Raw genomic sequence first — 19,870 nt, 5'->3', positions numbered from 1 at the left:
GTTGTTGCGAACACGTGCGTGCGACCAACTGGCTCTCGGTGCGGTACCGGGCCGGTTGGCCGTCATCGATCCAGAATACATGCCGGGACACCGGCACGGCTGCGGGTCAGCGCAGAAACCCCGTAATCGACATTGCGATGATTGTGCAGAGCATGGTCAGGCTCCAGCCGAAGTCGAACGCGATCGGACCGATCCGCAGGGGCGGAAAGATACGGCGAAAGAAATTGACGGGCGGGTCGGTGACCGTGTAGACGAACTCGATGAGCACGAGCACGAACCCTTGCGGGCGCCAGGCACGGTTGACTCCGCGGACCAGGTCCACGATGAAACGCCCCCACAGTACGAAGAAGTACAGCAGGAGGGCGAAGTAGGCGATCGAACCGATCAGCGCGATTGGGGACACGCTCGGTTACGACTGGGTGAAGAAGGAGGAATCAGCGTCCCCTTCTTCGGCGGCGGCGTTGTCGCCGGAGATTACGACGTGTGACGGCGACAGCAGGAACACCTTGGCCGTGACGCGCTCGATCTTGCCGTACAGGCCCTGGGACAGGCCGCTGGCGAAGTCGATCAGGCGGCGCGCATCCGCGTCACTCATCTGGGACAGGTTGATGATGACCGGAATCCCATCACGGAAGGACTCGGCGATCACCTGGGCGTCGCGGTACTGGCGGGGGTGGACGGTGAGGATCTCGTTCATTTCAGACACGACAACATTCTTGGGGGTGGAGGTCTTGTGCAACGGCGTCACCGGTGCTCGGCCCGAGGTGTGCGACCCGGTCACGGGTGCAGCTGCGTGGGTGTTCGCGGCGTGCGCGGACTGGGTGGGGAGAGTGGAGACGGGAGCCGCGGCGGGCTCCTCATAATCCAGCTCTTCGTCTGCCAGACCCAGGTAGACCATGGTTTTCTTGAGCGGGTTGGACATCTCGACCTCCGTGTTGGTATTACGACGTTTTCAGATTAACCGGTGCCGGGCGATTCCCGGTGATTGCGGTGCCAATTCGCAGGTGTGTCGCGCCCTCGGCGATGGCTGCGGCGTAGTCCTGGGACATTCCCATCGACAGGTATCGCGCCTGGGGTGCGATCGACTGCATCTGGGAGCCCAGTTCGGCGACCAGGCCGAACGACCGACGCGGGTCGGCGCCGAGCGGTGCGACGGCCATCAGGCCCAGCAGGGTGAGCCCGGGGGTGCCGAGCACCCGTTCGACCAGTGGAGCGAGGTCGGGGATGGACACGCCACCCCTGGCCGGGTCCTCGGTGAGATTGACCTGCACGAAGCAGTCGACCGAGCGCTCCGCCTCGACGGCCTGAGCCTCCAACGGTGTGCCGAGGGCGTTCACCAGGGACTCGCGGTCGACGGAATGCACGACGGACGAGTACGCCCGCACCTGCCTGGCCTTCTTGCCCTGCACCTGGCCGACGAAATGCCAGGTGATGCCGGAGCCGGCCAGTTCGGCCGCCTTGCCCTGGGCCTCTTGATGACGGCTCTCGCCGAAGTCGCGGATGCCGAGCTCGAGAAGCTCCTGCACCAGCGACACCGGCTGGAATTTCGTCACGACCACCGTCGTGATGTCGTCGACAGACCGGCCGGCGGACCGTGCGGCGTCGGCAATGCCGGCGCGCACGATCGCCAACCGCGAGGACAGGTCTGGCTCGCTCATTTACTTGAGGAAGTCGGGGATATCCAGATCGTCTGAATCGTCCTCGAAGGCCGGGTCGGCGGCCGGGGTGCTCGCGGCGGAGTCCACCGTCGACCAGACCGAAGCGGCAGGGTCTTCCACGGTGTACGCGGAGCCTGACGCCGCCTCGGAGCCGGCGGCTGCGCCACCGGATACCCCGGCGGCGACGCCTGCGGCGACCAGGTCGGCGCGGCGCACCTCGACGGCCTTGGCGCCGGGTTCTCCGCCGTCGAAGCCGGCGGCGATGACGGTGACCCGCACCTCGTCACCCAGCGTGTCGTCGATGACGGCACCGAAGATGATGTTGGCTTCGGGGTGAACGGCCTCCTGCACCAGGCGGGCGGCGTCATTGATCTCGAAGATGCCGAGGTTGGAGCCACCCTGGATGGAGAGCAGCACGCCGTGGGCGCCATCGATCGACGCCTCGAGCAGCGGTGAGGCGACGGCGAGTTCGGCGGCCTTGATGGCGCGGTCTGCGCCTCGCGACGAACCGATGCCCATGAGGGCCGAGCCGGCACCCTGCATGACCGACTTGACGTCGGCGAAGTCGAGGTTAATCAGGCCGGGGGTGGTGATCAGGTCGGTGATGCCCTGCACACCGGCAAGGAGCACCTGGTCTGCGGTGGCGAACGCCTCGAGCATGCTGATGCCGCGGTCGCTGATTTCCAGCAGGCGGTCGTTCGGCACGACGATGAGGGTGTCGACCTCGTTCTTGAGCGAGGCGACACCGGTCTCGGCCTGCGCCTGGCGGCGCTTGCCCTCGAAGCCGAACGGCTTCGTGACGACACCGATGGTGAGGGCGCCGATGGACTTGGCGATGCGGGCGACGACGGGGGCGCCACCGGTTCCGGTTCCGCCTCCCTCGCCGGCGGTGACGAAGACCATGTCGGCCCCGGCCAGCGCTTCTTCGATTTCCTCGGCGTGATCCTCGGCGGCACGACGGCCGACCTCGGGGTCCGCTCCGGCGCCGAGACCCCTGGTGAGGTCGCGGCCGACGTCGAGCTTGACGTCAGCATCGCTCATCAGGAGTGCCTGGGCATCCGTATTGATGGCGATGAATTCGACCCCACGGAGGCCGAGCTCGATCATGCGGTTGACGGCGTTGACGCCGCCGCCGCCGATTCCAACAACCTTGATGACTGCTAGGTAGTTCTGATTAGTTGACACGTCCGGCCTCCGGTGGAACTCTAAACCTCTAGTCGAAGCTTAAAGTTATGCTGAGTATGCAATTCCTAAATTCGAAGTTAGGTGCCACATCGGATGCCTTGGGGAGGCGCGCCCGCGTGTCGCGAATACCCGGGTGGATCTCAGGCATCCGGCTCCATCTGCCTAGCGGACCACGGCGCTGTCCGGCGAGGACACGTCGTATTCGGTCACGCTTCCCACCGGGTGGCCCACGAGCAGGGCGGACAGCACGATTGCCTTGTACTCCGCCCGTTCCGAGTTGCCCCAGACCACGCGCGCTCCCCCGACCAGGGTGAGCGTGACGTCATCCTTGGTGGCCGCGGTCACGGTGTCGAGCTGACTGCGGATGCCCTCAGGGAGCGCGCCGACCACGGCGACGGCGGCCTGGAAGCCGGCTCCGCTGGCGCCGTTGGCCGCGTCGATGACCGGGTAGCCCTCGGTGCGGTCGGCTCCGCTGGTGATGACGACTCCCGCGGCGTCGACGAGGTCGAAGCCGGCGGCGGAGGTGATCATGCCGATGGGTTCGCGTTCGACGATGCGCACGACGAGGGTGTCCGGGGGCCGGCTTTCGGTGACGTAGCTGCGGATCAGGCTGAACTGGCTCAGTTCCTCCTTCACCTCGGCGAAGTCGATCAACGGCAGCGGCGTGTCCAGCTGCCCGTCCAGGGCCTGGGCGATGTCGGCTGCCGGGATGCGGTTGGTGCCGGTCACCTCGATGGTGCGGAGGGCCATCAGGGGTGAGTAGACCCCGACGAGGACGAAGGCCACCAGGGCGACCACGGTGCCGGCGGCTGCGATCCAGAGGTTGCGGCGGCGCCGTGACCGGGACGTGAAGCGGCGGACCTCGCTGCGTTCGTACTGTTTGCGGGCCCGCCGGGCGGCCCTGAGGCGTTTGCGGGCCAGGCGGGCCGTGAGCGGCTTCTCCTGGGCCGGGGTGCTGCGTGGGCGGGCGGCGAGCCGGGCCAACAGGCCGGGGGCGGCGGTCGGTGCAGCCGTGTCAGCCTCGCGGACAGGTGATTGCGTGCGCGGCTTCTCGGCCGGGCGACGGGCGGGCGCGCCGGGCTCGGACGGGTTCGCCGGGTCGGCGTCCCGCGTGGCTGTGGGTGTGGCGGTGCCGGTGGTGGGGACGGTGATCGGTTCCGTCGTCGCGTCTGGCTCGGACCGGGCCGGAGCGGTTTGCGACGCGGCTGAACCCGCCGGAGGCGTCGTCGGTGCCGATTTCGCACCGGCCGGTGCGGCCCTGGGCCTGGCCGGCGCCGTTCGTCCGGCGGCCGGTGCCGTCGCGGACCGATCGGAGGAGCGTTCGGGCTCCCGCGGCGACGCCGGCCGGGGCGCCTGAGGGACGCCGGGGGGACGCTTCATGCGCGCGGGTCCCTGGCGAGCCTCATCCGCGGTCCCCGGCGACGGGCGCGGCCAGGCCCGACCCGGTGGGCGCTCCCAGCGATTCGAGCAGCTGGGGCACGATGCGGTAGACGTCGCCGCAGCCGAGTGTCACGACGAAGTCGCCGTCCCTGGCGATGGTGCCGAGGTAGTCCGCGGCATCCTGCCATTCGGGGATGAACGCGACGTGGGAGGGATCGGTGAAGCGTTCGGACACCAGGGCGCCGGTCACGCCGGGCTCCGGGTCTTCCCTGGCGCCGTAGACGGCGAGCACGATGGTCTCGTCCGCGTACTTCTCCAGGGTGTCGGCGAATTCCTGGGCGAACAGCCGGGTGCGGCTGTACAGGTGCGGCTGGTGCACGGCGATGATGCGGCCGGAGCCCACGACGGTGCGGGCGGCGGAGAGGGCGGCGGCGACCTCGGTCGGGTGGTGGGCGTAGTCGTCGTAGACGCTCACGCCGCGCACGGTGCCGTGCAGTTCGAAGCGGCGCTGGGTTCCGCCGAAGGCGGAGATGGCCTCGAGGGACGCCGCCGGGTCGAAGCCGAGCCCGACCAGGACCGCGAATGCCCCTGCGGCGTTGATCGCGTTGTGCTTGCCGGGGATGCGCAGGGTGGCAGTGTAATCGGCGCCCTCCCAGTTGACGGTGAAGCTCACCGGGCCGGTGGTGGTGATGGAGTGCACCCGGACGGTGGCGTCCTCAGCCTCACCGAACGTGACGATGCGCGGCCCGTTGAGGCGCCCGGTCACGCGCACCGCGCCCGGGTCGTCGGAGGACACCACGACGAGTTCGTTCGCGTTCTGGGCGAACTCGACGAAGGCGGCTTCGAAGGCCTCGAGCGAGCCGTAATGGTCGAGGTGGTCCGGGTCCACATTGGTGATCAGCGCGATGCTCGTGTTGTACAGCAGGAACGATCCGTCGGACTCATCGGCCTCGACGACGAAGAGGTCGTCGGCACCACTGCCGGCGCTGACGCCGAGGGATTCGATGACCCCGCCGTTGACGAAGTTCGGGTCCTGGCCGAGGCCGAGCAGGCCGGTGACGATCATGCCGGTCGAGGTGGTCTTGCCGTGGGCGCCGGCGACGGACACCAACCGGTGCGAGCGGATCAGCCAGGCGAGGGCCTGCGCCCGGTGCAGCACAGGCAGCCCGCGTTCGGTCGCGAGCACGTACTCGGGGTTGTCCTGCCAGAGGGCGCCGGTCACGACGAGGCTGTCGGCGTCGCCGACGTTCGCGGCATCGTGCCCGATCGTGATGGTCGCCCCGAGGGCACGGAGGGCCTGGACGTTGTCGGAGTCGCGGGAGTCTGAGCCGGTGACGGTGTGGCCGGCGGCCAGGAAGAGACGGGCGATGCCGCTCATGCCCGAACCGCCGATGCCCACGAAGTGCACGGTGCCGAGGTCTTCAGGAACGATGAGGGTCAGGTCTGGCTTGATCACGTGACGGTCTTTCTGGCTTACGGAGCGCGGGTGGTGCGGCTGGAGCTGCTGGAGCGGGGTGGTGTCAACGTTACGCGGCGGCGAGGCCGTCGTCGAATGACCGGGGACGCCGTCGGTGTCGACGATCGGGGCTAACGCCGGGGCGGATGCGCCGCCTCGTCGATGAGGGCGATCATGCGTTCGGTACCGTCCAGGACGCCCACGGAATGTGCGCCCTCCCCCATGGTGTGGATAAGGGCGGGGTCGGCGAGCACCGGAAGGAGCGTGGAGCTGACCCAGTCGGGCAGGAATTCGGCGTCGTCGACGAGGATGCCGCCGCCGGCCTGCACGACGTCAACCGCGTTGAAGCGCTGTTCGCCGTTGCCGACCGGATACGGGATGTACACGGCGGGGATGCCCAGGGCGCTCAGTTCGCTGACCGTCGCCGCTCCCGCGCGGGAGACGGCGGCATCGGCGACGGACAGGGCGAGGTCCATCCGGTCGCAGTAGGCGATCATGTGGTAGCCGGGCACGTTCGGGTCGGTGACCTCGGCGGAGTTCCCGGTGATGTGCAGTACCTGCCAGCCCGCGCCGGTGATCAGCGCAGCGGAGTCCACGATGGTGCGGTTGATGCGCCTGGCACCGAGGGAGCCCCCGGTGACCAGCAGGGTCGGGCGCTCGGGGTCGAGGCCGAAGAATTCCAGCGCCGCAGGCTTGGTGGCGGACCGGTCCAGCTGCACGATCTCGCGACGCAGCGGCATGCCGACGACCCGGGCGTGTGCGAGCCGGGTGCCGGCGAAGGCGACTCCGACGCTCGTGGACATCCGGGAGCCCAACCGGTTCGCGAGTCCCGGTTTGGCGTTGGCCTCGTGGACGGCGATGGGCACGCCCGCGCGGCGGGCCGCCAGGTATGCCGGGCTGGCGACGTATCCGCCGAAACCGACCACGACGTCGACCTTGCGTTCGCGCAGCATGGTGGCGACGTCGTTGATGGCCCGGTTCATCCGGGGCAGGAAGCTGAGCGCGGCCCGGTTCGGCCGGCGCGGGAACGGCAGCCGGGGCACGACGAGCAGCTCGTAACCGCGGGCGGGAACGAGCCGTGACTCCAGTCCCTCCGCGGTGCCCAGCACGAGTACGGTGGCGCTCGGGTCGCGCAGCTTGAGGGCGTCGGCGATGGCGAGCAACGGATTGACGTGGCCGGCGGTGCCGCCGCCCGCCAGGAGGTACGTCGTCATCGGGTGGATCCTCGTTTCGGGGCGGTGCGCTGCGGTGCTGTGCTGTGCGGGGCGGTGCGCTGCGCTGCGCTTCGCTGCGGTGATGTGCGCTGCGGTGATGTGCGCTGTAGAGCGGTGCGCGGCGGCTCGGTGCGCTGCGGTGATGTGCGCTGCGATGAGGTGTCCTGCTGCTGCTCGTGGTCGCTGCGCGCGAAGGAGAGCACCACTCCGATCGCGGCGAGTGTGGTGAGCAGGGCGGTGCCACCGGCGGAGATGAGCGGCAGGGGCACCCCGAGCACGGGAAGCACACCGAGGACCACGCCGATGTTGACGAGAGCCTGGCCGATGATCCACACCATGACCGCGGAGGTCGTCACCTTGATCTGCATGGTCGACGCGCCGCGCAGGATGCGGATGAACGAGAACGTCAGCAGCACGAACATCAGCAGCACGACGATGGCGCCGATCAGGCCCAGTTCCTCGCCGATGATGGCGAAGATGTAGTCGTTGTCCGCTGCCGGCAGCCAGGACCACTTGGCCTTGGAATTGCCGAGGCCGACCCCGAAGACTCCCCCGTTGGCCAGCGCCCAGGTTCCGTGCAGCGGCTGCCAGCAGGCGGCGGAGATCGTGCCCGTCACGGTGTCGCAGGAGTCGACGGCGAAGCTCAGCAGCCGGGTGCGGCGGTTCTCGCTGGAGATGGCCAGCAGGCCACCGGCGACGACGCCGACGACCAGCGGTACGGCGAGCATCCGCAACCGTACCCCGGCGAAGAACATGGCGCCGAAGAGGATGCCGGCCATGATGATGACGGTACCGAGGTCGCCGCCGATCATGACCAGCAGCACGGAGCCGCCGCCGACGCCGAACACGGGGATGAACACGTGCCGCCAGTCGTCGAGCTTGTCCTTCTTCTGGCCGAGGATCACGCCGAGCCAGATCACCAGGGCCACCTTGATGGCCTCGGAGGGCTGGAACTGCACCCCGGCGATGTCCAGCCAGTTGGTGTTACCGGCGACGGTGACCCCGAGCGGGGTGAAGACCACCAGGCACTGGAAGAAGCAGGCGATCAGGAGCGCTGGCCAGGCGATGCGTTTCCAGAACGCCACCGGCAGCCGGCTGATCACGAGCATCAGCGGGATGCCGATCAGCGCGAAGATGCCCTGCCGGAAAAGCCCGCCGAAGAAGCCGGCGTTCTCGAGGTAGGAGTCCACCGAGGAGGAGGAGAGCACCATGACAAGGCCGAACACCACGAGGAACAGGGTCGTGCCCAGCAACAACAGGTAATTGGTGGATTCCGCCCGGAAGACCTTGCCGAGGTTGACCCGGCTGAGCGCGACGCGTGCGGCGTTCGGTGCGGATTCGGTGCCGGACTCAGGCACCCGGGTACGAGGACGAGTCGTCATCCGACCCACCTCCCAAATAATCGTGCACGGCCTCTGCGAATTTCGCTCCGCGTTCCGCATAACTCGCGAACTGGTCCATGGACGCCGCAGCGGGCGCCAGCAGAACCACGTCACCGGCCTCGGCCAGGGCCGCGGCCAGGCTGACCGCGGTCGGCATGACCTCACCAGTGTCATCCGAGTCGATCTCGAACACGCGCAGGGCGGGGGCGTGTCGCTTAAATGACGCGAGGAGTTCCTCGCGGTCGACGCCGATCACGACCGCGCCCCGGAGCCGCCCGATGTGCTTGGCGACGAGGGCGTCGATGTCGACGCCCTTGAGCAGTCCGCCGACGAGCCAGACGACCGACTCGAACGCGGCCAGGGACGCATCCGCGGCGTGCGGGTTGGTGGCTTTCGAGTCGTCGATCCAGCTGACGCCGTCGTGCGTGGCGACGACCTCGATGCGGTGGGCGTCGAGGTGGAAGGATTCCAACGCCGAGCGGATGGCGGCCGGCGCGACGTCGAAGGACCGGGCCAGGGCCGCGGCTGCCAGGATGTTCGCGATGATGTGCGGCGCCGCCAGTCCGGCCGCGGCGAGGTCGGTCACGGTGCTCAGCTCGATGGCGGTGTCGAAGCGGTCCTCGAGGAACGCGCGATCGCAGAGGATGCCGTCGACGATCCCGAGGTCGCTGGGGCCGGGCACGCCGAGCCCGAAGCCGATCGCCCTGGCCCCGTCCTGCACGTCGGCGTCCTCGACCATGCGCATGGTGGCGAGGTCGGCCTTGTTGTACACGCAGGCCACGGCGGTGTTGGTGTACACCTTGGCCTTCGCGTCCCGGTAGGCGGCGGCGGAGCCGTGCCAGTCGAGGTGGTCGTCGGCGATGTTCAGGCACACGCTCGAGAAGGGCGCCAGCGCGCCGGGTCCACCCTGGGGCAGGTGGTGCAGCTGGTAGCTGGACAGCTCGACGACGAGGACGTCCCAGCCCTGCGGGTCGCGGATGGCGTCCAGAACGGGCACGCCGATGTTGCCGCACGGCGCCACCCGGTGTCCGGCGGCGGCCAGCATGGTCGCCGTCAGCTGCACTGTCGTGGTCTTGCCGTTGGTGCCGGTCACGAGGATCCACGGCGCCGGGGTGCCGACCTTGTCGCGCAAGCGCCAGGCCAGCTCGATGTCGCCCCAGACGGGGATGCGTTCGGCGGCGGCCCACTGCAGCAGCGCGTGGTCGGGGTGGAAACCGGGAGACACGATCACGAGCTCGGCGCGGTGGGCGATGAGTTCGGCCGGCGGGGTGTCGAGGTCGGCGGTGACGAGGGGAATCCCGAGCACGTCGAGCAGCCTGGCCCGGTCGTCCGGGGCACGCCCGGCGACGACGAGGACCTCTGCGCCGAGTTCGGCCAGGGTGTCGGCGGCGGCGAAGCCGGTCATGCCCAGGCCCAGCACCGCGACCCGCAGGCCGGACCAGTCGGAGTGCCAGCTGGTGAGCCGGTCCAGCGGGTTCTGCTCCGTCGTGTCGGCGGAATCGTCGTAGGAGTGCGCGCCCACTAGCGGGTCAGCCATTCGAGGTAGAAGGTCCCGACGCCGGCGGCGACGAGTAGGCCGCCGATGATCCAGAAGCGCACGACGACGGTGACCTCGGCCCAGCCCTTCAGTTCGAAGTGGTGATGGATCGGGCTCATCAGGAAGATGCGCTTGCCGCGGGTGACCTTGAAGTACGCGCGCTGCACGATGACCGAGCCGGCTTCGATCACGAACAGGCCGCCGATGAGCACGAGCAACAGCTCCGTGCGGCTGAGGATGGCCAGCGCGGCCAGGGCGCCACCGAGGCCCAGCGAGCCGGTGTCGCCGAGGAAGATCTTGGCCGGCGAGGTGTTCCACCACAGGAAGCCGATGAGCCCGCCGACGATGGCGGCGGCCACGATGGCCAGGTCGAACGAGTCGGGACCGGCGTAACACTTGTAGACGTCCGCCACCGCAGCCCCGCCGGCGTTGCAGGACTGGTTGGACTGCCAGAAGCCGATGATGATGTAAGAGCCGATCGCGAACACGAGCGAACCGGTGGCGAGGCCGTCAAGGCCGTCGGTGACGTTGACTCCGTTGGAGGTGGCCGCCACGATCAGGCAGATCCAGATGATGAAGGCGGCGATGCCGATGAACGTGCCGAGCTTCATGAAGTCCAGCGGCAGGTCACGGATGAAGGAGATGTGCGTGGATGCCGGCGTCTGGCCATTCTTGTCGGGGAACTGCAGCGCCATCCAGCCGAATGCGCCGGCGACGACGACCTGGCCGGCGATCTTCTGCCAACCGCCGAGGCCCAGGCTGCGCTGGTTGCGGGTCTTGAGGTAGTCGTCGAGGAAGCCGACCAGGCCCAGGCCCACCATCATGAACAGCACGAGAAGCGGGGAGGCCGTGAGTGGCCGCTGCTGCAGCCACATCGCGAGGAAGTAACTGACCAGCACGCCGACGATGATGATGATCCCGCCCATGGTGGCGGTACCGCGTTTGGCGTGGTGGCTCTTGGGACCGTCGTCCCGGATGAACTGCCCCCAGCCGAGCTTATGGAACAGCCGGATGAACAGCGGGGTCAGCAGGAGCGTGAAGACGAGGGACATCGCTCCGGCCAGCAGAAGGGCTACCACGAGTACAACTTTCCCAGTCGGTCTCCGAGGAATCGGAGTCCGGCTGAATTTGATGATTTGACGAGCACAGTGTCGCCGGGCTTGACGGTCTCGCGCAACAGTTCGAAGGCCGCATCCGGGGTCTCGACGTAGGCCGATTCCCCGTCCCACGAGCCCTCGTTGATGGTGCTGATGTGCATGCGGCGTGCGGCGGGACCGACGACGACGAGTTGGGAGATGTTGAGCCGCACGGCGAGGAGGCCGATCCGGTCGTGTTCGTCACCGGCCAGCTCCCCCAGTTCGCTCATCTCGCCAAGCACGGCGATGCTGCGCCCGGTGGGCGTGCGCACCTGGGCGAGCGTCTTGAGCGCCGCGGTCATGGAGTCCGGGCTGGCGTTGTAGGCGTCGTTTATCACCGTGATGTCGTCACGCCCGCCCATCACCTCCATGCGCCAGCGTTCGGCCACGGTGACGGACTCGAGGGCGGAGACGATGTCGTCGATGGGTACGCCGAGCTCGGTCGCGGCGGCGGCGGCGGCCAGGGCGTTCATGACGTGGTGCTCGCCGAGCACCCGGAACGAGACCGGGCGGCTCTCTCCGGTGGGCAGGTGCAGGGTGAACGTCGTTCCGGTGCGGCTGCCGTGGATGTCGGACGCGCGCACGGTCGCACGGTCGCCCTCCCCGAACCAGACCACGCGGGCGGCGGTGAGGTCGGCCATCCCGGCGACCCGGTCGTCGTCGGCGTTCAGCACAGCGACATCCTCCGGGCGCAGGTCGGTGACCATCTCGGACTTCGTGCGCACGGTGGCCTCGATGCCGCCGAAACCGCCGGCGTGGGCGAGCCCGACCTTGAGCACGATGCCGATGTCCGGCCGGGCCATGCGCACGAGCCGGGCGATTTCGCCTTCGGCGCTCGCGCCCATCTCGGCGACGAGGAACCGGGTCTCCTCGGTCACGCCGAGCATGGTCAGCGGGGCGCCGACCTCGTTGTTGAAGGAGGCCTTCGCCGCGACGGTGGGGCCGACGTGCTGGAGGATGGCGTGCAGCAGGTTCTTGGTGGTGGTCTTGCCGTTGGACCCGGTCACGCCGATGATCTTGAGGCGTCCGGCGGCGCGCACGCGGCTGATCACGTCGGTGGCGAGGTCGCCGAGCGCGATGACGGCGTCGGGGACAAGGATCTGGGCGACGGGCACGTCAAGAAGTCGCTCGACGATGATCACGGCTGCGCCGTTGGCGACGGCGGCGGGCGCGAACAGGTGCCCGTCGGTCTCTTCGCCGGGCTTGGCGACGAAGATGTCCCCCGCAGTCACCTCGCGGGAATCCGTGTGCACGGTTCCGCCCACAAGCGAGTCGGCGGCCAGTGCGCCGTCGGCGGGTGCACCGTCGGTCGTCTGCAGGTGCAGCTCGCCGTTCATGGCGGCGGCGATGTCAGTGAGGCTGAGGGCGATCATTTACAGCCACCCGGCTTCCTGCAGTGCGGCGCGGGCGTCTTCACGCGCCGAGTATGGAATCTTCACTCCGGCAACTTCCTGGTAGTCCTCGTGGCCGGGCCCCGCATAGAGCACGACGTCGCCGGCCCCCGCGAGGGAGAGCGCACGGCGGAATGCCGTGGCCGGGTCCGGCACTTCATATAGTTCCCCGCCTGGCGCGGCAATCTTGGCCGCCGCCATCAGGGTCGCCCTGATCAGGGCGGGGTCTTCGAACCGGGGGTGGAAATCGGTGATCACCACGGCGTCTGCGCCGCGGGCCGCGATGGCGCCCATGTCGGCTCGTTTGGTCTTGTCCCGGTCGCCGTCGGCGCCGAACACCATGATGATGCGGCCGGTCGTCGATGCACGGATCGCCGCGAGGGTGTTGAGGAACGCGTCGGGACTGTGCCCGTAGTCGATGTAGACCAGCGGCCCCCGCTCCCCCGAAATGAGCTCCGCCCGGCCGGGGACGTAGGCGGTGATACCGCCGTCACGGCTGAGGACCTGATCGATGGTGGCGAAATCGATGCCGGATTCGACCAGCAACACGATGGCGAGGGCGGCGTTCGCGGCCATGTACCAGCCGAGCAGCGGCACCCGGGTCTGCAGCCGGCGCCCGTCCGGGCCCTCGAGGACGAATTCGGTGTAGCGGGCGTCGGAGTCCAGCACGGTCATCCGCCAGTCGGCCACCGAACGGTCAGCGTCGTCGGTGGACGCGCCGCAGGGCTGGTTGGAGAGGGTGGTGACGGGGATGCGGGATTCGGCGGCGATCCGGCGACCCCATGGGGAGTCGACGGTCACCACGCCGCGCGTGGCCCGCGCGGGCTGGAAGAGTTCCAGCTTCGACTGGTAGTAGCTCTCCATCGAGCCGTAGTCGTCGAGATGGTCGTGCGAGAGATTGGTGAAGGCGGCGAGGTCGAAGACCAGGCCGTCGATCCGGTGGCGGCTGATCGCCTGGGCGGAGACCTCGACACCGACGGCGCGGACCTCGACCTCGCGCATGCGGGCGAGCAGGGCGTGCAGCTCGGTCGCCTCCGGGGTGGTCAGGGTGCTGGTCACGGAGACGGCGCCGATCCGGCGCTCGGCGGTGGAGGTGAGCCCGGCGACGACACCGAGCTGGGTGAGGATCGCGAACAGCAGGTAGACCACGCTGGTCTTGCCGTTGGTGCCGGTGACGGCGAACAGGGTGGCCGGGTTCACCTCGGAGCGGTGGACCCAGCCGGCCACGGCACCGAGGGCCGCGCGGACGTCGGGCGTCACGATCAGTGGCAGTCCGCAGCCGGCGGCCAGGACAGCTCCGGCGTCGTCGGTGAGCACGGCCACCGCCCCGGCGTCGCGGGCTGCGGCCGCGTGGGACGCGCCGTGGCCGAAGCTGCCGGGCACCCCGACGAAGAGGTCGCCGGGCTGCACCGCACGCGAGCTCAGGCTCACGCCGGTCAGTTGCACGTCGCCGGCGTCGCCGCGCAGGTCAAGGCGCATTTCGTCGACCAGTTCCGACAACGACCGCGGGACCGGATGCTGAGGGCGGAGAGCCGAGGGTGCCAAATCGGTCACGGGGCTCACTTTCTTACCAGGAACCGGAGAGATCAGGCGCGGCGGCACCCGAGGGAACTGCCCGGTACTTTTTCAGCACCTGACTCATGACCTCTTGGAAGATCGGAGCGGACGCTGCTGACGAATTCATGTTAACAGGATCGGCCAGACTCACCGAAACGACGTACTGCGGGTCGTCTGCGGGAGCGAACCCCGACACCGACACGAGGTAGCCCTTGCTGTACCCGCCGTTGCCGTCGGGCATCTGCGCGGTACCCGTCTTGGCGGCGACCCGATAGCCCGGGATGTTCCAGGTATCGGCGAGCCAGCCCTTCTGGTAGACCATCTCCAGGACGTCGGCAGTTTCGCGCGCCGCGGAGGCGGAAACGACCTGGGTGCCTTCGGCGGCAGGAACATTCGTGAGTGTGCCATCGGCCTGGCGGCAGCCGGACACCAGCTGCACGGGCATCCGGACTCCCCCGTTGGCGATGGTCTGGTAGATGCTGGACACCTGCAGCGCAGTGGTGGTGAGACCCTGGCCGAACATCGTCGCATAACGGGTCTGCGCATCCCACTCGTCGTAGGGGTGCAGGATTCCAGGATCTTCATACGGGAAGCCGCTCTCGGTGGCGGTGCCGATGCCGAACTTGGTCATGTAATCGAATCGCTGCTGGTCGGTGAGCAGCTCGCCGAACTTCGACATGCCGGTGTTCGATGACTCGATGAGCACGCCGGTCATGGTGAGATTCTCGTCGGCGTGCTGGTGGCTGTCGTTGACGTCGGCGCCGTCCTTTGTCAGGTAACGGAACGGAGCGACGATCCGCGAGGACGGGTTGGCCAGGCCCGCATCCATGACGGAGGCCGCGGTGAGCGTCTTGAACGTCGACCCCGGCTCGTAGGATTCCGTGAAGGCGCGTGACCCGCGGTCCTCGGCCTCGGTCAGGCTGACGTCGTTGGGGTCGACGGAAGGGTAGTCGGCGACGGCGACGAGTTTGCCGGTCTTGACTTCCTGCACCACTACGTTGCCCCAGGCCGCGCCGGTCTTCTGCGCCTGCTCGGCGAGGACTCCCTGCACGAACCACTGCAGGTCGGAGTCGATGGTGGTGACGACGTCGCTGCCGTCGACGGCGGTTTCGGTGGTGACGGTGCTCTCCGGGAGCCGGACCCCGTCGGCGCCGCGCTCGTAGGTCTCGGTGCCGTTGTCGCTGGCCAGGCAGGCGTCCTGGCCGATTTCCAGTCCGGCCTGGGCCTCCCCCTCTGAGGAAACGAACCCGATCAGGTTTCCCGCTACGGCCCCGTTGGGGTAGACCCGGCTGGGGTTCTTGGCGAAGGTGAGCCAGGGGATCTCGAGGTCGTAAATGGCCCGGAAGGCGTCGACGTCGACCTGCTTGGAGACGTACGCGAAATCGGAGTCGGGGTTGTCGGCCAGGGCGTCGGCGATGATGGCCTCGATCTGCTCCCCGGTCTGCCCGGTGATGGCGCCGATCTCCGCCGCCGCCTCCGCCACCGTGACGGTGGTGTCGACGCCATCCACCTCGCGGCTGAACTGCTTGGCGTTCTTGGGCGACAGCTGCACGTCGTAGCGCATCACCGTGCCGGCCAGGACGACCCCGTTGGCGTCGAGGATCTCGCCCCGTGAGCCGTAGACGGTGTTCTCCACCGACCGGTTGCCGAGGGAATCGGCGCTCAGGGTGTCGGCGCGCACCACCTGGATATCGACCAGGCGGACGACGAACAGCCCGATGATGGCAACGAGGACCACGACTGTCGCCGCGATCCTGCGCTTGCTGGACATGTTTGTTTTCGCCACCTGGTAGACCTCCTGTAGGGGACTGTACCGGCGATTATCGGGTGGTCGGCGAAGGCAGGCCGTCGGTCACCGCAACTGCTGCCGCCGTCGCCGCGCCCGCGGTCGCGGTCGACGTTCCCGTCGCGGCTGCGGTCGATGCTGCGGTCGTGGGGGCCGCGGCGACGACGCTGGCGCCGGTTCCGCCTGCGGCCTGCTCGGTCACCAGCGGCACCCCGGCCAACAGCGAGTTGGGGACGAGGCTTGCCGCGCCGACCTCGCTGCCGGTCGCCGAGGCGGGGGCCCCGAGCACGGCACCGTCGGAGAGCCTGAGGTAGGCGGGGGTGGAGTTGCTCACCATGCCGAGGGCTTCCGCGTTGGCTGCGAGGCTCTGCGGGGAGGAAACCCGGATGAGGTCCTCGCTGACGCTGTCGGCCGTGCGGCCGAGCTCGACCTGGCTGGCGCGCAGGGCCGAGATCTCGTACGCGCCCTGGGAGATTCCGACGCTCAGCAGCAGCTGGGCGACGACGACGGCGCCGACACAGGCCACGGCCGAGAGCGCGTAGACGACGCGGGGCCGGGCGTGCTTGCTCGGAGCGACGATCTCGATGTGGCGACGCTCATCCGCGCCGGGACGCCCGAGGATGTCGGGACGTGATTCGTGGGTAGGCAGCACCCGGGCCAGGTTGTCGCTCATTCGGCTCTCCTCAGTCGTTGCGCGGCACGCAGGCGAACCGACGTTGCACGGGGGTTGATCGCTTTCTCGTCATCCGATGCCAGTTCGGCACCGCGGATGAGCAGGGTGAACAGCGGTTTGTGTTCCGGAAGCTCCACCGGCAGACCGGCGGGAGCGCTGGAGGTCGACGCGGCGGCGAACATCCGCTTGACGATGCGGTCTTCGAGCGACTGGTACGCCATCGATACGATGCGGCCGTCGACCGCGACGGCTTGCATCGCGGCGGGGATGGCGCGTTCGAGAACGGCCAGCTCCTGGTTGACCTCGATCCGCAGTGCCTGGAAGACCCGCTTGGCGGGGTGCCCCATGCGCTGCACGGCGACCGGGGTGACCTTAGTGATCACCTCGACCAGCTGTGCGGACCTGACGAAGGGGGTGGTGACCCGCGCTTCCACGATCGCCTTGGCGTACCGTCCGGCGAGCTTCTCCTCGCCGTACTCCTGGAAGATGCGGCGGAGGTCGGCTTCGCTGTACTCGGCGAGGATGCGCTCGGCGGTCAGCGATGAGGTGCTGTCCATCCGCATGTCCAGCGGCGCGTCCTTGGAGTAGGAGAAACCGCGGTCGACCTGGTCGAGCTGCATGCTGGAAACGCCGAGGTCGAAGAGGATGCCCTGCACCTCGCTGATGCCGAGGCCGGCGAGGGCGTCGAGGATACCGTCGTAGACGGTGTGCACCAGGTGGATGCGGTCGGCGAACGGCTTGAGGCGCTCCTCGGCCACCGCCAGCGCGTCGAGGTCACGGTCCAGGCCCACCAGGGTGAGGCCGGGGAAACGGGTGAGCATGGCTTCGGCGTGGCCGCCCATGCCGAGGGTGGCGTCGACGAGGACGGCGCCGGGCTTGCCGATCGCCGGGCCGAGCAGCTCGATGCAGCGCTCGAGCAGCACCGGAACGTGGATCTCGTTCAGCTGCGGCCGGTCGGCCGGGGTTGAGGGGGTGTCGTTGTTCATCTCGTCGTTCGGGTTGTCATTCGTGGTGTTGTTCGCGTCATTGTTCATAGCTACCGGGGCGGGTCCTGCTGCCTGATCCCCATCCGTTCTGCCTGGCACCGGGGAAGTGTGTCAGGAGTAAACGGCTGGGAGTCACGCACCAGGAATCAGAAGAGTCCCGGAATCACCTCCTCCGTGATGTTGGCGAACGAGGCTTCCTGCTCAATGAGGTAGGCGTCCCAGACCTCGGTGTCCCAGATCTCGACCCGCGTGCCGACACCGATGACGGTGAGGTCGCGGCCGAGGCCGGCGTAGGCCCGGAGGTTGGCCGGGATGGTGACCCGGTTCTGCTTGTCCGGCGTTTCGGCGCTGGCACCGGAGAGGAAGACGCGGAAGAAATCGCGGCCCTCCTTGCTGGTGATCGGCGCCTGGCGGATCTTCTCGTGCACGTCTTCGAAGTCACGCGTGGTGAAGACGTACAGGCACCGTTCCTGGCCGCGGGTCATGACGATGCCGGTCGAGAGTTCCTCGCGGAACTTGGCCGGCAGGATGACGCGTCCTTTTTCGTCGAGCTTGGGGGCATAGGTCCCGAGGAACATTCATCACCCCTCTCTTCCGGCCAAGGTCAGGTGTTGCTCCACTTTACTCCACTATCAACCACCGTGTCTGGAAAACGGCGGATATTGCTGCGAATGTGCCCAATTATTCCCTGAAATCACAGGGAATCACCGGGTGGAGGGAAATCCCACAATTTCGGCCATTCCTGCCGGTTTTTGGGCACAAAAAAAGGACCGACCTCGTGGTCGATCCGATTGCTGCGGTGAGTGGGTGAAAAGGGAGGCCGGTGGAAGCCGGCGGTCACACCGAAAACGCCCGCCGTCCTGACCGGGTCAGGGGCGGACGCTACCGAGGTTCGCTGTCACGGGTGGGCCGGGCGCAGTGCAGAGCGCTTGGCCTACTGCGGGACGATTACTGCGGGACGATTACTGCTGACCGTCCTGGCGGCGGTCCCAGCGATCGTTGAGCTTGTCCATGAAGCCCTGCTGGTTGCGCGCCTGCGCCGGACGGCGGGGCGCTCCGGACGACGGCTTCGTCGCCCGTGACCCGCGGCCGGGAGTGATGGCGAGCAGCACGCCGCCGAACATGATGATGAATCCGATGACGCCCAGCCAGAGCTGCTGGACGGCAACGCCGGCAACAAGAGTTGCTATCCCCACGACGCCCGCGAGTACCCCGAGAACGATGGAGCGGTAATTAGGGCGGAGGCGGGTGCCTCCAACGCTCGCCACGAATTCGGCATCGTTGTGATAGAGACTGCGCTCCATCTCTTCGAGGAGTCGCTGCTCTTGTTCTGAAAGCGGCATCTCATTCCTCCAATTGGGGATCGAGCGGATTAGACCCTAATTCTAGTCCCGCCGAGATGGCTAGGCTAGGCAAGTGGCACAAAGCACCCGACTGGTCGATCTGGTTCATTCTCGCATCGACGAATTCATCAACACGCGTGAGTCAATTGTGACGACCATCAGCCCGGACCTGGCTGTGCTGGTTGACTACTCACGGCAGTTTCTCAGCGGCGGCAAACGCTTCAGAGCGCAGTTCGCCCACCTCGGTTGGCAGAGCGTTCCGGCGGCCTCACCGAGCGACGTCCCGGCCGGTCTCGACGGTCTCGTTTCGGCCGCGTCGGCGCTCGAGGTCTTCCACGCGGCGGCCCTGGTGCACGACGACATCATCGACAATTCCGACACCCGTCGGGGCGCGCCATCCGCGCACCGGCGCTTCGAAAGCCTGCACGGCGCCCAGGGCTGGGCCGGCGCCCCCGCCGACTTCGGCCGGGCCTCAGCGATCCTGCTCGGCGACCTGTTGCTGGGCTGGAGCGACGAGCTGCTGGACGAGGGCCTCGACGACGCCCGCGACCGGGTCAGCGCACGGCGCGCCAGGGCAGAGTTCAACCGGATGCGCACCGAGGTGACGGCCGGTCAGTACCTCGACATCCTCGAGGAGCGGGCCTGGCTCACCCAGGCCGAGTCGGAACTGCTCGATCGCGCCGTGCGCGTCATCGTGTTCAAGTCGGCGAAGTACAGCGTGCAGGCCCCCCTCGTGATCGGTGCGGCCCTCGCCGGCGCCGATGACGACCACCTCGACTCCCTGCGTGCGTTCGGGCTGCCGCTCGGTATCGCCTACCAGTTGCGCGACGACCTGCTCGGGGTGTTCGGCGACGCGGCCGTGACCGGCAAGCCGAGCGGCGACGACCTGCGGGAGGGCAAGCGCACCGTGCTGATCGCTCTGGCCAGGGAACGCCTCGACGGCCCCGACCTGGGAACGGTCGATCGGCTGCTCGGGCGTCCGGACCTGTCCGGCGAGCAGATCGAGTGGCTGCAGCGGACCATCGTGGCCAGCGGAGCCGTCGACAGGGTCGAGACGATGATCCAGGAGAACGTGGCCGAGGCACTCGCGGTGCTGCACGGCTCCCCCGTCGATCCAGGCGTGGCCGGTCAGCTCTCCGAGTTCGCGGACACGGTGACGCGCCGCGCGTTCTAGCGCCTCAGGGCA

General features: G+C 68.2%; 18 protein-coding genes. 1 reads left to right on the top strand and 17 read right to left on the bottom strand.

Features of this window, described 5'->3' with window-relative positions; genetic code table 11:
• Window positions 1-106 precede the first annotated feature (106 nt).
• From ACU5E9_RS01920 to ACU5E9_RS01840, 17 genes are all read right to left on the bottom strand, one after another.
• Complete coding sequence (locus tag ACU5E9_RS01920; RefSeq protein ID WP_456811965.1) at window positions 107-403, bottom strand: YggT family protein; 297 nt, start codon at window positions 401-403, stop codon at window positions 107-109.
• A gap of 6 nt (window positions 404-409) precedes the next feature.
• Window positions 410-922 (bottom strand): cell division protein SepF, encoded by a 513-nt coding sequence (locus ACU5E9_RS01915; RefSeq protein ID WP_456811964.1) that lies wholly within the window; start codon window positions 920-922, stop codon window positions 410-412.
• 19 nt (window positions 923-941) lie between these two features.
• Window positions 942-1,658, bottom strand: coding sequence for a YggS family pyridoxal phosphate-dependent enzyme (locus ACU5E9_RS01910; protein WP_456811963.1), 717 nt, complete (start codon window positions 1,656-1,658; stop codon window positions 942-944).
• On the bottom strand, window positions 1,659-2,843 hold the full coding sequence (ftsZ, locus tag ACU5E9_RS01905; protein WP_456811962.1) for a cell division protein FtsZ: 1,185 nt from the start codon (window positions 2,841-2,843) through the stop codon (window positions 1,659-1,661).
• Between the two features lie 162 nt (window positions 2,844-3,005).
• A complete protein-coding gene (locus ACU5E9_RS01900; protein WP_456811961.1) occupies window positions 3,006-4,223 on the bottom strand; it encodes an FtsQ-type POTRA domain-containing protein in 1,218 nt (405 codons plus the stop codon).
• 22 nt (window positions 4,224-4,245) lie between these two features.
• Entirely contained in the window at window positions 4,246-5,679 is a 1,434-nt protein-coding gene (gene murC, locus ACU5E9_RS01895; protein WP_456811960.1) for a UDP-N-acetylmuramate--L-alanine ligase, read from the bottom strand.
• A 131-nt stretch (window positions 5,680-5,810) separates the two neighbouring features.
• Window positions 5,811-6,893: an undecaprenyldiphospho-muramoylpentapeptide beta-N-acetylglucosaminyltransferase gene (murG, locus tag ACU5E9_RS01890; protein WP_456811959.1), complete on the bottom strand. Its 1,083-nt coding sequence runs from the start codon at window positions 6,891-6,893 to the stop codon at window positions 5,811-5,813.
• Entirely contained in the window at window positions 6,890-8,275 is a 1,386-nt protein-coding gene (ftsW, locus tag ACU5E9_RS01885; RefSeq protein ID WP_456811958.1) for a putative lipid II flippase FtsW, read from the bottom strand. Before ftsW ends, murG begins: the two co-directional genes overlap by 4 nt.
• Complete coding sequence (gene murD, locus ACU5E9_RS01880) at window positions 8,244-9,812, bottom strand: UDP-N-acetylmuramoyl-L-alanine--D-glutamate ligase (protein ID WP_456811957.1); 1,569 nt, start codon at window positions 9,810-9,812, stop codon at window positions 8,244-8,246. Before murD ends, ftsW begins: the two co-directional genes overlap by 32 nt.
• The gene (mraY, locus tag ACU5E9_RS01875; RefSeq protein ID WP_456811956.1) at window positions 9,797-10,891 is read right to left on the bottom strand and encodes a phospho-N-acetylmuramoyl-pentapeptide-transferase; all 1,095 of its coding nucleotides are present in this window, start codon (window positions 10,889-10,891) and stop codon (window positions 9,797-9,799) included. Before mraY ends, murD begins: the two co-directional genes overlap by 16 nt.
• Window positions 10,885-12,321, bottom strand: coding sequence for a UDP-N-acetylmuramoyl-tripeptide--D-alanyl-D-alanine ligase (locus ACU5E9_RS01870; RefSeq protein WP_456811955.1), 1,437 nt, complete (start codon window positions 12,319-12,321; stop codon window positions 10,885-10,887). Before ACU5E9_RS01870 ends, mraY begins: the two co-directional genes overlap by 7 nt.
• Window positions 12,322-13,893 carry a Mur ligase family protein gene (locus ACU5E9_RS01865; protein ID WP_456811954.1) on the bottom strand — a complete coding sequence of 524 codons (1,572 nt, stop codon included), beginning with the start codon at window positions 13,891-13,893 and terminating at the stop codon, window positions 12,322-12,324. It lies immediately after the preceding gene.
• A 13-nt stretch (window positions 13,894-13,906) separates the two neighbouring features.
• The gene (locus ACU5E9_RS01860; RefSeq protein WP_456811953.1) at window positions 13,907-15,667 is read right to left on the bottom strand and encodes a peptidoglycan D,D-transpeptidase FtsI family protein; all 1,761 of its coding nucleotides are present in this window, start codon (window positions 15,665-15,667) and stop codon (window positions 13,907-13,909) included.
• Window positions 15,668-15,716: 49 nt separating this feature from the next.
• Window positions 15,717-16,355 carry a hypothetical protein gene (locus ACU5E9_RS01855; protein ID WP_456811952.1) on the bottom strand — a complete coding sequence of 213 codons (639 nt, stop codon included), beginning with the start codon at window positions 16,353-16,355 and terminating at the stop codon, window positions 15,717-15,719.
• On the bottom strand, window positions 16,352-17,341 hold the full coding sequence (gene rsmH, locus ACU5E9_RS01850; RefSeq protein ID WP_456813481.1) for a 16S rRNA (cytosine(1402)-N(4))-methyltransferase RsmH: 990 nt from the start codon (window positions 17,339-17,341) through the stop codon (window positions 16,352-16,354). Before rsmH ends, ACU5E9_RS01855 begins: the two co-directional genes overlap by 4 nt.
• Before the next feature lie 146 nt (window positions 17,342-17,487).
• Window positions 17,488-17,919: a division/cell wall cluster transcriptional repressor MraZ gene (gene mraZ, locus ACU5E9_RS01845; RefSeq protein WP_456811951.1), complete on the bottom strand. Its 432-nt coding sequence runs from the start codon at window positions 17,917-17,919 to the stop codon at window positions 17,488-17,490.
• Window positions 17,920-18,303: 384 nt separating this feature from the next.
• Entirely contained in the window at window positions 18,304-18,684 is a 381-nt protein-coding gene (locus ACU5E9_RS01840) for a DUF3040 domain-containing protein (protein ID WP_456811950.1), read from the bottom strand.
• A 73-nt stretch (window positions 18,685-18,757) separates the two neighbouring features.
• On the opposite strand from ACU5E9_RS01840, the gene ACU5E9_RS01835 reads away from it, so the two are divergent.
• Window positions 18,758-19,858 (top strand): polyprenyl synthetase family protein, encoded by a 1,101-nt coding sequence (locus tag ACU5E9_RS01835; protein WP_456811949.1) that lies wholly within the window; start codon window positions 18,758-18,760, stop codon window positions 19,856-19,858.
• The last annotated feature ends 12 nt before the right edge of the window (window positions 19,859-19,870 follow it).

The organism is Cryobacterium sp. AP23 (assembly GCF_054075385.1).
Note: the sequence above shows the minus strand (reverse complement) of the source record. Positions and strands in the feature narration are given on the sequence as shown.